Here is a 13,742-nt window from a genome sequence, read left to right as displayed (position 1 = left end):
GATGACGGTCATCATATTCATCATGGTATTGTTAACCGCCTGCGGTACATCCGGCAATTCGAAGCAAGGGCAGGATTCCGCTCAGGCGGATGCTCCGCAAACCGGAGAAACGGTAGTCTACAAGGCGGCGAACGGGGATATAACCATCCCCAAAAATCCGCAGCGTATCGTCGTGGCGGCAAGCAGCTATGTCGGCGATTTTTTGGCACTTGGCATCAAACCGGTAGGCGTTACGTCCGACGCGCTGGAGAACCCCTTCTTTAAAGGAAAGGTGGACGGCATTGCGGATATTGGAGACGGCCAGTCGGTTGAAAAAGTGCTGGATCTGAGGCCGGATCTCATCATTGCCTTTACAGGAACGGAAAATCTGGATCAGCTGTCGAAGGTGGCTCCGACGGTAGCGATTGCCTACGGCAAGAAAAATTATAAAGAAGAGCTGCTGGAGTTCGGGAAGATGACGAACAAAGAAGCCGAGGCTCAAGCCTGGATCGCAGCGTGGGACAAGAAAATCGCGGAATCGAAGTCCAAGGTCGAAGCGGCGGTGGGCAGCAAAACCGTCTCGATTCTGAACCCTTACGCCAAAGGAATTTATGCGTTCGGACACAATTACGGAAGAGGCGGGGAAATCATCTACGGCGAGTTTAAGCTGAAGGCGCCGCCGATCGTTCAGAAGGAAGCGATTGACAGCGGCCAAGGCTGGGCCAACCTGTCATTGGAGAAACTGCCGGAGTATGCGGGCGATTATATTTTTACATGCCCATGGTTCGGGGATTCGGCGGATCCTGAGGTCGTCTATGGCAGCGCCCTTTGGAAAGGCCTTCCTGCGGTCAAAGCCAACCATGTATTTCAATTAGACCCCAAAGGGGCCCTGTACAACGATCCGATCTCGCTGGAAGCCCAGCTTGCTTTTATTACGGATAAGTTAACCCAGACTCCCTAAAGAAGCATATTGAATCTAAAGCAGAACGAACAACGCCAGGCTCTCTGTCTGTATCATCAGGCAAGGGGCTTGGCGTTTTTTTTGAATTCGCAAATGATGGTGCTATCAAAATGGTACGCGTTCTAAGTTAATTGCTGCGCTATCTCCCAAATATGTCCGTCCGGGTCGGTGAAGCTTGCGGTGCGCACCCCCCACGGCCGGTTCATCAGGACCGTTGAGAAGGGTAACACCGCGGGCGTTCAATTCAGCACAGACAGCATCAACGTCGTCTACACGAATCGTGAACTGGAACCGAGCCCCGTGCTCGCGGCTTGCGACTGCTTCGGGGGCAATAAGCCCCTGCGCGGCGGGTATGACAAGCAGATTAATGCTCATGTTGGCAAAATCAAATACGGCCGAGTTGTGGTCCTGATAAACGGGGTGAAGGCTGAAGATCTCTTGATAAAACAGCTTTGAACCATGCAGATCCTCAACGAATAATGTAATGACATCAATGCTCTGAGCCCCTAGAACAGCCATGTGTGCACCTCTTCCTGATTATTTGCTTTACTTCCTTCTTATCCTATCAAAATCTAAAACAGCCATATTTCTTACCGATTGCTATTATCCTTCATCCTAGCTAAGCGCTGAGCGGGCAGTCACAGGGCTTGCTTGCAGCGGCCATGTCGGCGCTCGACTTCTCCCATGAGCGTTTTTATCACGTATGTCCAGTACGCGTGCCGTGCGGGAGCAGTAAAGCTAGCCCTGGTGCCGGGAGGTTTGCCGGTATTTGGCCGGCGAGCCGCCCGTGTGCTTGCGGAACAGGCGCAGAAAATAATTATAGTCGGCTACGCCAAGCTGGGCGACGATTTCCTTCAAAGGCAGCTCGGTCTGCTGGAGCAGACTCTTGGCCTTCTCCACTTTAATCCGGTTCGCGTATTGAAGGGGCGTCAGGCCAGTATGTTTTTTTAAGCATTTGGACAAGTAGTCGGTATGAAAATGGAACTGTTCGGACAGGTCATCCAGCCGGAACGGACGGTCGCTCGAGGCATACAAGTAAGCAATCAGCTGTTCGCTCAGCCGCTGGCTCGGGGACAGCGTACGGGAACGGAGGGCCCGCTGCAGCAGAACGAAGAACGAAGCCGCCAGCGCTTGGAGCTGAAGCTGGTTTTCCAATGAGAATTGGCTCTTCAGCTCAATCATCCGGTCGAGCAGCGGGAATACCTCCGTTAAATCCAGCTGGCCAAATTTCGGCAGATACATCCGCTGATTTCCCGCATCCAGGTCATCATAGCTCGGCGAGGGAGCGAGAAGCGACCAGGGAATGTCTTCCGCAGTAAGCGTACGCAGCGGAGCCGGATGCATTAAATGGACGTAATACAGCTCGGTGCCTGCAGGAGTCGCTCCGCTGCCGACATGCGGCTTGTCAGGCTCCAGCACCAGCAGGCCATGCTCTTGAATAGCGTAGCTGGTCGCTTCTTCCTTCATATAGTACGCGCCCTGCTTGACGAGAATAATATCGTAAAGGGGAAAGGTCCGTTTAAAATGCTTTGTGTCCTGCACAGGCTTATAACGTCCAACGGTCATCAGATGCGGCAGGGGCGGCAGCGCCAGCTCCAAACATTCCATCGCTCATATCCTCCGTCTCTTGGAAATAGCTCATAATTGAAAGCGCACAAATGGTTACAATCTATCTCTATATTACGTGGAAAAAGCCGCAAAAGACAAGCGTCTGGAAAAAACAAGGAAACTGATTTTGTGCTTATACTGATCGGGATTATCCATAGGCTTAGGATAGAGGAATATGCTTCAATGGAGCTAGACCAATTCAGCCTCTGTCATCGGTTTCTTCGAATGCCGGAGGGAAGGGGAAGGGAGTTTCATTATGACATTATCCGCTGAACATCTTCACCAAAAGCTCAAGCCTGCACCGCTCAACGGGGGCTTTCGCATGGACGATTACTGGGTATGGTGCGGCTCCGTCATCCAGGGAGAGGACGGGCGTTTCCATATGTTTGCCTCGCGCTGGCCCAAATGGCTTCCGATGCACCCGGGATGGCTTGTCGCCTCGGAAGTAGTCCGGGCGGTCTCAGACATGCCGGAAGGGCCCTACGTCTTCCAGGAGGTCGTGCTGCCTGCGCGCGGAGCCCAGTACTGGGACGGAAGGAGCACCCATAACCCGCATATCAAAAAAATCGGAGATATGTATGTGCTGTATTACATGGGATCGACGCACCCGCTTCCCGAGCCCGTGGCGGGGGAGACGCTGGCGCTTGACGATCCTCGTGCGATCGTGGGACGTGCCAATAAACGAATTGGCATTGCAGTCTCCCGCAGCGTATTCGGCCCCTGGGAGCGTAAGGACGCCCCGATCGTATCGACGCGGCCGGGCAAGTTCGACAGCTTCCTTACCTCCAATCCTGCGCCATGCGTGAAGGAGGACGGCTCGGTTCTGCTGATCTACAAAGCAAGACGCTACGAAGGCAACGTGCATGGCCAAATGACGATCGGGGCCGCAGCGGCGGGCCGTTTCGACGGACCTACCGTGTATTGTCGGAAGAGCCGGTATTTCCGCCGGAGCGGATTCATATCGAAGACCCGTTCGTTTGGCAAACGCCGGAAGGCTATGAGCTGATTGCCAAGGATATGGACGGTACTATCGGCGGGGAGAAGCATGGAGGGGTACATGCCTTTTCTAAAGATGGAACCAACTGGGCGTTCAGTGAGTCGTCCAAAGCTTATTCTCGGACGATTGTGTGGGAAGACGGCGCCGTTCAGACGATGGGCAGCCTGGAGCGACCGTTCCTGCTGTTCCAGAACGGAAAGCCGACGCACTTGTTTGCTGCCGTTGCCGATGGACCTGGAGGGTTTCAGCGCGCCAGCCGAACCTGGAATATGTGTATCCCGATCGGAGATTAAATGCCAGGCGGCCCCCCGGGAGCCGATATAGGGATTCATCCAGCATAACGCTTACGCTCAGCCGCTGTCCTGACACATGACGGGCAGCGGTTTTTTCCGTGCGGTAAACGTGCGGGAGCGGATACAGACAGCCTCTGTCCATCCATCTGGCTTATTCACGGAATATCGGGCGATGCGATCCCAATAAATGTATTTCCAAAACCATCCGAATCCACTACAATGAAGGTATTCCGACGAAAGGAGACCAAGCTATGAAAACGTATCCAACCGTGATGATGAAGCCGCAAGATACGGTAGCGGTGGCTCTGACGAATATACCGGCGGGTACCCGGCTCACCGTTGCCTGCCAGGACCGCCTTTTCGATGTGGAGCTGCTTGAGCCCATTGAATTCGGCCATAAATTTGCGGTTGTGCCCATGGAGGCAGGAACCGATATTATGAAATACGGTGAAGTGATAGGGGCGGCGGTCCGGGCGATCCGGGCGGGAGAGCACGTCCATGTTCACAATCTCGAAGGAAAACGGGGAAGAGGGGATCAACTTGGCGGACAATCTCAGCAGTAACGGCCAGCTTGCCGGCGGGAAAAGAACGTTCTGGGGATATCGCAGACCTGACGGCAGCGTCGGCGTACGGAATCATGTGTTAATCTTACCTACTATCGTATGTGCTACACAGACGGCACAACGTGTTACTGAATTAGTCCAAGGGACGGTCACATTTATTCACCAGCACGGCTGCGCCCAGGTCGGCGTCGATTATGAACAAACATTTCGGACGTATGCCGGCATGGCATCGAACCCAAATGTATACGGTGTCATTGTATTGGGGCTCGGCTGCGAGACGCATCAAGCCCGCAGTGTCGCTTCCGAGGTGAAGAAGACGGGCAAGCCGGTCGAGGTCATCTCGATCCAGGATCATGGCGGGACGCTGTATACGATAGCCGAAGCGGCAAAAGCGGCGGCGCGGATGGTACAAGACGCCTCCCGCGAGCGGCGGGTCGAATGCGATTTCGCGGAGCTGATCGTCGGGACGGAATGCGGCGGCTCCGATGCCTGTTCGGGGCTGTCGGCCAATCCGGCCGTAGGCTTTTGCAGCGATTTGATAGTTGACCACGGCGGCACATCGATTCTGGCGGAGACGACGGAGCTGATCGGCGCGGAGCATCTGCTGGCCCGGCGGGCCGTGAACGATCAGGTGGCCAAGCGCGTGTATGAAGTGATCGGAGCGATGGAGAAGCGGGCGTTCGCGATGAATGTCGATATCCGCACCGGCAATCCGAGCCCGGGGAACATTAAGGGAGGGCTCAGCTCGCTGGAGGAGAAGTCGCTCGGCGCGGCCAACAAGTCAGGCTCGAGGCCGCTGCAGGAGCTGATCGATTATGCGCAGAAACCGACAGCCAAGGGACTGGTGTGGATGGATACGCCGGGCCATGATATTGAGCAGCTGACCGGGATGGTGGCGGGCGGCTCGCAGATCGTCCTGTTCACGACCGGCCGCGGGACGCCTACAGGCTCGCCTATCGCTCCGGTGATCAAGATTGCGACTAACACATCCATTTTCGAGAAAATGGACGACAATATCGACTTGAATGCGGGCACAATCATTGACGGCACGGAAACGATCGAATCGGTCGGCAACCGGATTTTCGAAGAAATTATCGAGGTCTGCTCCGGCAAGCTGACGAAAGCGGAAATCTTGAAGCAGCACGATTTTGGCATTTGGCGGATCGGCCCGACATTCTAAACCGCATTTAAAAGTGAAAAAGCTTTCCTTCCCGCATCGGCGGAGAGGAAAGCTTTTTTTAACATGATACAATTTATATGTTTTCGGGGTCCCCGCAAAGTACCTGAGTTCGCTTCGAAGCATAAGCCCCACTTTGTGGGGTTATTTGAGATGAAAGCGGCGTTTAGCCGACTGGATATCGTCAAAGCGATGCAGTCCTGTCTCAAGCCTTGGAAAGTCCGGCTTCGGCGCGGGCCCGGAAACGGACGGGGAACTGCTTGACTCCATACACAAACGGGCTTTGAATGGTGGTCAACTCGGACCCGGCAACAAATTCGATGGCCTCCAGCCGCTCCAGCAGATGCTGAATGACGACTTGGCCTTCCAGTCTTGCCAACGGGGCTCCGAGGCAGAAGTGGGTGCCGAAGCCGAACGACAGATGCGGATTCGGCTTGCGGGTCATATCGAACCGGTCCGGTTCGGGGAATTTCGCTTCGTCCCGGTTCGCAGACGCGACCCATGAGACGACCTGCTGCCCGGCTTGAATCCGGGTGCCGTGAATTTCCACGTCCTGGGTAGCAATCCGGCCGATCGCCTGAATCGGCGGATAGTAGCGCAGCACCTCTTCAATAAAGCCGGGAATCCGTTCGGGCTGGCCGTGCAGCTGGGGCTGAAGCTCGGGGTCTTCCGTCAGCCTGCGCACCGCATTGGTAATGAGGTTCGTCGTCGTTTCATTGCCTGCGGCGAGCAGCAGAATACAGAAGCCGTGCAGCTCCTCGTCGTTCAGCTGCTGACCCTCGATTTCGGCAGCCAGCAGCAGCGAGATGAGGTCTTCCTTGGGCTCCTTGCGGCGCTCGGCTACAATCGCAGCGAAGTAATCGTTCAATTCCTTCATGGCCTGCGCTTTCTCGGTCATAACCTGATGGAAAGCCTCATCGGTATTCACCTCCGGTTCCTTGACGAGAAGGTCGGACCATTCTTTGAACAAGTGCCGATCCTTCGGCGGTACGCCCAGCAGCTCCGCAATGACGATCACGGGGAGCGGGACGGCGAGGTCGCGGACCAGATCCATCTGTCCTTTGTCCGCTGCCGCATTCAGCAGCTCGTCTGCAATCGAAGCGATATGCGGCGCCAAATCATTCACGACCTTCGGCGTGAAGGCTTTATTCACAATCGCCCGCATTTGCGTGTGACGCGGCGGGTCCATGGTTAGAATCGTATCCCTTCCCGCCAGCTTTCGGACGGAGGAGAAGGTTGCGGGATCTTTTAGAATCCGGTGCACGTCTTCATAGCGGAATACATCCCAGCAGCTGCGGCTTTCATCGTAACGAACGGGGCTGTTCCCGCGCAGCTTGTTAAAAATGTCAAACGGCTGCAGTCTTTTGTCCGCAGTATCCAATTCAGCCATCGGAATAAGGTTGGCGTAGCGTTCGGCTTTATCCGCATTCATAATTGTTGTATCCTCCTTCATCGCTCAGTAACAAGCACCCCTTTAACTTACCCCGTTTATTGGTACAAAAAACCTGCATTTCCAAAAATCGATACACTAGACCCGGTACGCGCTGCTTAGGGAAGGGAGCGTGCAATTCATGGTATAATGATGAAAAAACGAACGGGAGGAAATGCTGATGCTGCGTTCATTGGAGGCCATCCGTTCCTATAAGGAAGGTCAAACGGAAATAACGAAGGAACACGCTTGGCTGGAGCTGCTGGCGTCTGCTGAAGAAAGAATTGTGAATCTCGAGCATGTGCAATCGCTGCAGGAGCTGGCGAGGTCCAATCCCGTGCTGGACTATGTGGAGAACACACTTGCGAGACTGGAATCGCTGCCGCTGTCCTTTTGGATCAAGGAGCTGCTGGAAGACGTGCTGGCCTGGTCGGAGGCGGCGAAAGGGGGAACCCTCCGGCAGCGGCTGGTATGGCGCGAGCAGGGAGTCCAGCTGATGGCCCATAATATGGGCTCGGCCGAGCTTTATCGGCGTCATCTGGCTGCTGCAGGCCAGCAGGAAACGATGCAGGGCAGCAGGTTCCGGGTCGTTCATACGCTGATCGCTACGCACGGGCTGGTGGGACAGACGCTTCGCGGCGAGGTCGGCTTGGCGGAGCACCGGCCGCTTGCCGATTTGGTAGAAGAGGGTCTGCTGGAATCGGCAGAACTGAAAAGATTGTTAATGCCATTAAATGAGTGTGTAATCGCTGCCGTATCCGTTGAGCTCTGGCAGCAGCTTAAACACGAAGCCGAGCTGTTAATCGACCGGATTGTCCGGGGCGATCTGGACGAATCCATCTCTTTGAAGGAACGGCTGCGGAGGCTGCGCTCTCATGCCATCGACAAAGGAGAGCCCTTCGATACGTCCTTCAATACGCTGGAAGCGAACCGTCCGGAAGTGCTTCGGCGCCTCCAGACAGTAGAGCGTGCAGCTTTATGGTTCGTCGAAGCGGCGCTAAGCGAGTTTTCGTTCGGGCAGTTCGTCCAGATGATGGCGATAGTGCTGTCTGAAATGCCGCAGGAGGGGCCGGAGAGGGTTCATATCAGCTTTGAGCGCCTGATGAATACCTTGTACTACGATTACAAAGGCCGCAAAAAGATGAATGTGTATAAAAAACGGATGATCGAAGCGTATTTAAACGAATACACCGACGAGCAGCTGTTGAACCGGCAGCAGCCGTCCAACGCGCATTTGACTCATCGGGTGGAGACCATCGGCACGCCTCCCCACACGGTGTATATGGATTTCGTATTTTCGCCTGCAGCAACAAAGCTGATCGAATTTTGCGTGGAGGCGGAGAAATCGCCATTGTATGAAAGAGCGGTTCTTATGCTCTACGATCTGTTCGGCCTTCGGCGCGACGCCTACGACCGGTTTCATAATGAAGATGACTATTTGGAAACGATGAACCGGACGGCGGACTACAAGCAGGTCATACTGGATTATGTAACGGGCAGCAAGGTGCTGGATATCGGGCCCGGCGGCGGGGTCATGCTGGATCTGCTGGAAGAACGGTTCCCGGAAAAGCAGGCGGTCGGCATCGATATTTCGTCCAATGTCATTGAAGCGCTGGAGCGGAAAAAGCAGCTTGAAAATCGGCGCTGGACCGTCCGGCAGGGCGATGCGCTGAGCTTAAAGAACGAATTCGCAGCGGAAAGCTTCGATACGATCATTTTCTCTTCCATTTTGCACGAGCTGTACTCCTATATTGAGTTCAAGGGGCGGCAGTTTAACCTTGAGACGGTCGGGGCTGCGCTGCGCAGCGCTTACGATGTGCTCTCTATAGGGGGAAGAATCATTATCCGCGACGGGATTATGAGCGAACCGGCGGAGCAGCGGCGGATCATCCGCTTCCTGGAGCCGGACGGTATGGCTTGGCTGGAGCGGTATGCCGCAGATTTTGCCGGGCGGGCGATTCGCTATGAACGGCTGGGCTCGGATGAAGCTCTGATGCCGGTCAACGACGCCATGGAGTTCCTGTATACCTACACTTGGGGAGAACAGGCCTATGTGCACGAGGTGCAGGAGCAGTTCGGTTACTTCACCCCCTCGGCATATATTTCATTTATTCGCAGCCTGTTCGGCGAGAGTGTGAACTTCCTAGTGAGCAGGCATTATTTGCAGGCAGGTTACACTGAGGCGCTTGCTTCAAGAATTGAACTGATGGACGAAGAGCGGAAACCGGCCAATTTGCCGGACAGCACTTTTTTACTCGTCTTGGAGAAAATTTGATTTTAACTGCCATCATCATAAAAGAGTCCGCGGCTGCGGGCTTTTTTACCTTAAAGGGCTTTGCCTTTCTACATGTCCAAATCCGTCATGTATGTGACCTGATCAGACATAACACTCCATGATAAAATCGATTATGATAAAAACAATCATAAATCTTACAAAGACTAGTGATATACTTGGTATTAAAACATCGCGATATTACCAAGTTGGGAGGCGCCTCCTTATGTTATTAAAAACGTTTGAAGCTTATCAGACTGCAGGACATTGGATCTGGGTCCAGCGTTCCTCTCACGGCATGCATAATGTGCTTCCCGAGCATCTGCATGATTACATTGAGATGGTGTATGTCGTTCACGGGGAAGGAAGGCATCTGATCGGAGGAGAGCAGTACGATATCCGCGCCGGAGATGTCTATACCGTACTGCCGGGAGAAATTCACTCGTATCCGGATGTATATTCGGCGGATCTCGAGATCGTAAACTGCCTGTTCGTCCCGGAATCGGTTCGGTTCTCACTGCCGCAGATGCCTCTGTCGCTTCAGGAGATGCCGTATATCTCTCCTTTTTACGGAGAGCTGTCCGCTCTCCCGCGCAGGCTGCGGCTTACCTCGGAGCAGTCTACCGACATTTTGGCGCAGCTGGAGAGCATGATGGTCGAAGCGCATGCCCGCAAGCCGGGCTTTGAGACGTTGAACCGGCTTCAATTATTCGATATGCTGATCCGTCTCTCGAGATTCGCCATGTCGGGAGAAGAACAGGCCAAGCCTGAGATGCCTTCATCCAGCAGTCATGAAATTTTAATCCGCCGTGTCAAGAACTATTTGGAAACCAACTACATGAACAAATTGACCGTATCGGAGATTGCACAGGAATTCAGTTTAAGCCAGCGGCATTTGAACCGCATTGTCAAAAAGGAAACCGGCATGAGCTTAACTTCTTTGCTGCAGCAGATCCGAATGGAACGTGCCAAGCATATGCTTCGTGAAACGGACCGGAGCGTTGAAGCCATCGCCGCTGCTGTCGGCTTTAGCGACACGTCGTTTTTCACCCGTTTGTTCAGCCGGTGGGTCGGCGAAACGCCCGGAAGCTACCGCAAGCATGCCGCTCATCGCCGTATTTCCTAAACGTACGGTTCATTCGCTAGCTTGCCCTGACAAAGAGAAAGACGGAATAAAGGAGAATGGAAGATGAGAGAGAAACATAAGGAGCGGAGTCTTGGTCAAAAAATACGTCAGGCAGGCAATCAGAAGAAGAGGAGAGGATATAAAGGAGTAGGAGCCGTTTTGCTGACGCTGCCGGTGCTTTTGACCGCTTGCGGCGGAGGCGCTTCTCAGCAGCCGAAGGCACAGAGTGCGCAAAGCGAGGAAGCCGGACCGCTAGAGCTGTCGATCATGACCATTACGCCCAGCTCGCCTCCCGCAGCAGACGATAATGTAATTAAGCGTGCGATTGAGAAAGCAACGAATTCCAATATGAATATTCAATGGGTGTCCAATAACATTTATAAGGATAAGCTGAATTTAACGCTGGCTTCGGGCCAAATTCCCGATCTGACGTTTATCAGCGATCCCTTCAGCAGCTCGTTCCGATCGCTTGTCAATCAGGGTGTTTTCTGGGATATCAGCCCTTACATCAAGGATTATCCGAATCTGCAAAAAGGCATTCCATCCATTGCCTGGGAGCTGACCAAGCTCGACGACGGGAAGAACTACGGCATTCCGCGGGCCCGGGACGAGAACGATGAATCGTTCTTCATCATCCGCAGGGACTGGCTCGACAAGCTCGGGCTCAAGCCGCCGACAACAACCGATGAGCTGTACCAGGTGATGAAGGCTTTCGTGGAGCAAGATCCCGACGGCAACGGCAAGCAGGATACGGTTGCCCTTGCCGCAAGCATTACGCCGGACGACGCATCGAATTGGGGCGGCGTCGGACCGTGCTCGGCACGATCGAGAGCGCTTTTACCGGCGTCAACGGGAAATGGAAGCTCGACGGCGACAAGCTGGTCTACACGGCGCTGCTGCCTGAGGTACGGCAGGCGCTGGAATACAACGCCAAAGCGTATAAGGAAAAGCTGCTGCCGGAAGACCTGCTCTCCTTGAAAACGACGCAAATCCGCGATCTGTTCAAGGGAAACAAGGCGGGGATCGTCGTCGATAAAACCGGCACAGGCAACCGTGTCTACACGACCGATCTTCGCAAGCTTGTCCCGGAATTCAGCGACACGCAGTTTTACCCATTGACCTCGATCAATGGATACACGCCGAAAGGGACCGGCTTTAACGGCATTCTGGCCATTCCGAAGAGTGTGCCCGAGGCGAAGATGAAGCGGATTCTGAAGCTCATCGACCAATCGAGCCGCCCCTGAGGTGTCCGCTATCCAGCGGTTCGGTTTTGAAGGGGTGCATTACACGCTGGAGAATGGCGTCAAGATAGTTAACTTCGACAAGCTGAATGCGGATAACGCTTCGGACTTCAATCAGATCGTCAACTCGATTGATCCGAGCCTCGATCAAACACCGCCGACACCGGACATGAAGGCTGCCGACGATCAAAGGAAAGTCGTGCAGGCGGAGCGTGCCAAGGTTAGCAAAGCGGACATCAGCGTAGGCTTGAACTCGGCGACCGCGCTGAAAATTTCGCCTCAGCTGGATAAACAGATTCAGGATCTGAAATCCAAAATCATTATCGGCCGGGAACCGATTACGGCATGGGACGATTTTGTAGCCAAGCTTAAAACGAATCCGGACTTTGTCAAAATGACCGAAGAAATGACGGAAGCCTACCACAAAAGGGAAGGGAAGTAATTTTACTCATGCAGACAAAAACGGAAATGGTACCGACCAAACCGAATATTATCTTTTTTATGACCGACCAGCAGCGTTGGGACTGCATCGGCAAGTATAACAAGCATATCCATACCCCCGCCATCGACCGGCTCACCGAGCAGGGTGTGACCTTCAGCCAGGCTGTATGTCAAGCGCCCATGTGCGTGCCGAGCCGAAGCTCGATGATGTTCGGTTACTACCCTTCACAGCTGGGCGTCCGGACGAATCACGGCGGCTTGTACTACGACTGACCGTCTGCCAAGCGAGCCGCTTCCTGAGCTGATGCGGCAAGCGGGCTACCAGACCGCCGGGTTCGGCAAGACGCATTGGAACCACGGCGTGAAGAATCCGGTGCCGTCGAACCGCGGTTTTGAAGTACGGTCTGTCGGCCTTGCCCGCAACAGCGGGCATTACGAGGACGGAGCGGTCATGATGGGAGATGTCGAGCCGGGAGGGCTTGCCGCGTATTCCGAGGAAACGAAGGATTACGGGGGCGGGGAAGAGAACGCCAACGGCTACATCGGCTGCACGAGCCAAGTGCCGATGCATTTGCACCGGGACGGCTGGGTAGCGGAGGAATGCCTTAAGTTTCTGGATGAAGGAATCGACGAATCGCGTCCGTTATTCCTGTATCTTTCTTTCCTGAAGCCGCATGCCGGATTCAACGTCCCGCAAGAGTTCGAGGACATGTACGATATTAACGATATTCCGGATATCGCTCAGCCGCCTTGGGAGACCGAACAGGGAACCCATCTGGAGGCCACCGATGAAGAAATCGAAAGCAGCCGGAACAATTATTGGGACAAGCGGATTGTGTGGGAGAAGATGAGTCCGGAGGAACGCAGACGGACCACGCTGCGCTACTGGGCGAACTGCACCTGGCTCGACCATTACTTCGGCCGCGCGCTGGAGAAGCTGGAACGGCAGGGCCGGCTGGACAATGCGCTGATCGTATTCGTATCCGACCACGGCGAGATGATGGGGGAACGCCGACACCGGTTCAGCAAATACTGCTTGTACGACAGCAGCGTACGCGTGCCGATGGTTCTGTCGGGCAGCTACCTGCCTGAGCCGCTTCGCGGAACGGAGGACGACCGTCCTGCGGAGCTGGTCGACCTGGTGCCGACGCTGGCGAAGGTGGCGGGACTGCCGCGCAACCCGCAGCTGCCCGGGCTCGATCTGCTTGGAACGGAGCAGCGTCTGGGGACGTTCTGCGAGTTTCACAGCAAGGGAGGGGAGCCTCACCATGCGGCGCCTGCGTTCATGTGGCGGAAGAAGGATTGGAAGCTCATCCTGTTCCTGCCCGGAACGCTTGGGCAAGCCATCGGGAACATCGACAAGTTCCTGGGCGAGCTGTACGATCTGCAGGCCGATCCGAACGAGTGGAACAATCTGTATGCGGACGACCGGTTTGCGAAGATTCGCGAGCGCATGACCGGCGAGCTGCTGATGCATCTGGCATGTGTCTGGTCACGAGGTCCGTTCTTCTATGACCGGCACGGGCTGGCCGCGCTGGAATAAAACGGCGGCGCAGACGACGGATGCCGCAGGCTGAAGCGGTTGCTTCAGAATGGAGAAATTCGGGGGATGGAAGATATACGGTTTATGACGAGAACCTAGCCGCAGGCTAGGT

Annotated in this window: 15 protein-coding genes; 12 read left to right on the top strand and 3 right to left on the bottom strand. The window is 54.7% G+C overall.

Translation table 11 applies throughout. The features are described from left to right. Position 1 precedes the first annotated feature (1 nt). Entirely contained in the window at positions 2–940 is a 939-nt protein-coding gene (locus ACHHV8_RS15235) for an iron-hydroxamate ABC transporter substrate-binding protein (protein ID WP_395163519.1), read from the top strand. Between the two features lie 105 nt (positions 941–1,045). On the opposite strand, the gene ACHHV8_RS15230 is transcribed toward ACHHV8_RS15235, so the two are convergent. Next, on the bottom strand, positions 1,046–1,459 hold the full coding sequence (locus ACHHV8_RS15230) for a VOC family protein (RefSeq protein ID WP_395159285.1): 414 nt from the start codon (positions 1,457–1,459) through the stop codon (positions 1,046–1,048). A 219-nt stretch (positions 1,460–1,678) separates the two neighbouring features. Then, positions 1,679–2,548, bottom strand: a complete 870-nt coding sequence (locus tag ACHHV8_RS15225) for a helix-turn-helix transcriptional regulator (RefSeq protein WP_395159283.1) — start codon at positions 2,546–2,548, stop codon at positions 1,679–1,681. Positions 2,549–2,804: 256 nt separating this feature from the next. Between ACHHV8_RS15225 and ACHHV8_RS15220 the strand changes: the two genes are divergently transcribed. The 4 genes from ACHHV8_RS15220 to ACHHV8_RS15205 all read left to right on the top strand — a co-directional run bounded on the left by ACHHV8_RS15220 (position 2,805) and on the right by ACHHV8_RS15205 (position 5,581). Beyond that, entirely contained in the window at positions 2,805–3,554 is a 750-nt protein-coding gene (locus tag ACHHV8_RS15220; protein WP_395159281.1) for a glycoside hydrolase family protein, read from the top strand. Further along, positions 3,470–3,838, top strand: a complete 369-nt coding sequence (locus tag ACHHV8_RS15215; RefSeq protein ID WP_395159279.1) for a glycoside hydrolase family protein — start codon at positions 3,470–3,472, stop codon at positions 3,836–3,838. Before ACHHV8_RS15220 ends, ACHHV8_RS15215 begins: the two co-directional genes overlap by 85 nt. Positions 3,839–4,089: 251 nt before the next feature. After that, the gene (locus tag ACHHV8_RS15210) at positions 4,090–4,401 is read left to right on the top strand and encodes a UxaA family hydrolase (RefSeq protein ID WP_395159277.1); all 312 of its coding nucleotides are present in this window, start codon (positions 4,090–4,092) and stop codon (positions 4,399–4,401) included. Continuing rightward, positions 4,337–5,581, top strand: coding sequence for a UxaA family hydrolase (locus ACHHV8_RS15205; RefSeq protein ID WP_395159275.1), 1,245 nt, complete (start codon positions 4,337–4,339; stop codon positions 5,579–5,581). Before ACHHV8_RS15210 ends, ACHHV8_RS15205 begins: the two co-directional genes overlap by 65 nt. A gap of 202 nt (positions 5,582–5,783) precedes the next feature. On the opposite strand, the gene ACHHV8_RS15200 is transcribed toward ACHHV8_RS15205, so the two are convergent. After that, positions 5,784–7,010: a cytochrome P450 gene (locus tag ACHHV8_RS15200; protein WP_395159273.1), complete on the bottom strand. Its 1,227-nt coding sequence runs from the start codon at positions 7,008–7,010 to the stop codon at positions 5,784–5,786. A 178-nt stretch (positions 7,011–7,188) separates the two neighbouring features. Between ACHHV8_RS15200 and ACHHV8_RS15195 the strand changes: the two genes are divergently transcribed. From ACHHV8_RS15195 to ACHHV8_RS15165, 7 genes are all read left to right on the top strand, one after another. Then, positions 7,189–9,282 carry a class I SAM-dependent methyltransferase gene (locus ACHHV8_RS15195; protein WP_395159271.1) on the top strand — a complete coding sequence of 698 codons (2,094 nt, stop codon included), beginning with the start codon at positions 7,189–7,191 and terminating at the stop codon, positions 9,280–9,282. Positions 9,283–9,505: 223 nt separating this feature from the next. Then, positions 9,506–10,405, top strand: coding sequence for an AraC family transcriptional regulator (locus tag ACHHV8_RS15190; protein ID WP_395159269.1), 900 nt, complete (start codon positions 9,506–9,508; stop codon positions 10,403–10,405). A 63-nt stretch (positions 10,406–10,468) separates the two neighbouring features. Beyond that, positions 10,469–11,383 carry an extracellular solute-binding protein gene (locus ACHHV8_RS15185; protein ID WP_395159267.1) on the top strand — a complete coding sequence of 305 codons (915 nt, stop codon included), beginning with the start codon at positions 10,469–10,471 and terminating at the stop codon, positions 11,381–11,383. Next, positions 11,380–11,649, top strand: coding sequence for a hypothetical protein (locus tag ACHHV8_RS15180; protein ID WP_395159265.1), 270 nt, complete (start codon positions 11,380–11,382; stop codon positions 11,647–11,649). The genes ACHHV8_RS15185 and ACHHV8_RS15180 overlap by 4 nt, the downstream gene beginning before the upstream one ends. A gap of 1 nt (position 11,650) precedes the next feature. Then, the gene (locus tag ACHHV8_RS15175; protein ID WP_395159263.1) at positions 11,651–12,088 is read left to right on the top strand and encodes a type 2 periplasmic-binding domain-containing protein; all 438 of its coding nucleotides are present in this window, start codon (positions 11,651–11,653) and stop codon (positions 12,086–12,088) included. 8 nt (positions 12,089–12,096) lie between these two features. Further along, positions 12,097–12,360, top strand: a complete 264-nt coding sequence (locus tag ACHHV8_RS15170; RefSeq protein WP_395159261.1) for a sulfatase-like hydrolase/transferase — start codon at positions 12,097–12,099, stop codon at positions 12,358–12,360. A 31-nt stretch (positions 12,361–12,391) separates the two neighbouring features. After that, the gene (locus ACHHV8_RS15165) at positions 12,392–13,630 is read left to right on the top strand and encodes a sulfatase family protein (RefSeq protein WP_395159259.1); all 1,239 of its coding nucleotides are present in this window, start codon (positions 12,392–12,394) and stop codon (positions 13,628–13,630) included. Positions 13,631–13,742 lie beyond the last annotated feature (112 nt).

Source organism: Paenibacillus sp. TAB_01 (assembly GCF_043945595.1).
In the GTDB taxonomy this organism is placed as follows: Bacteria; Bacillota; Bacilli; order Paenibacillales; family NBRC-103111; genus Paenibacillus_S.
This window is presented reverse-complemented; position numbering and strand designations above follow the sequence as displayed.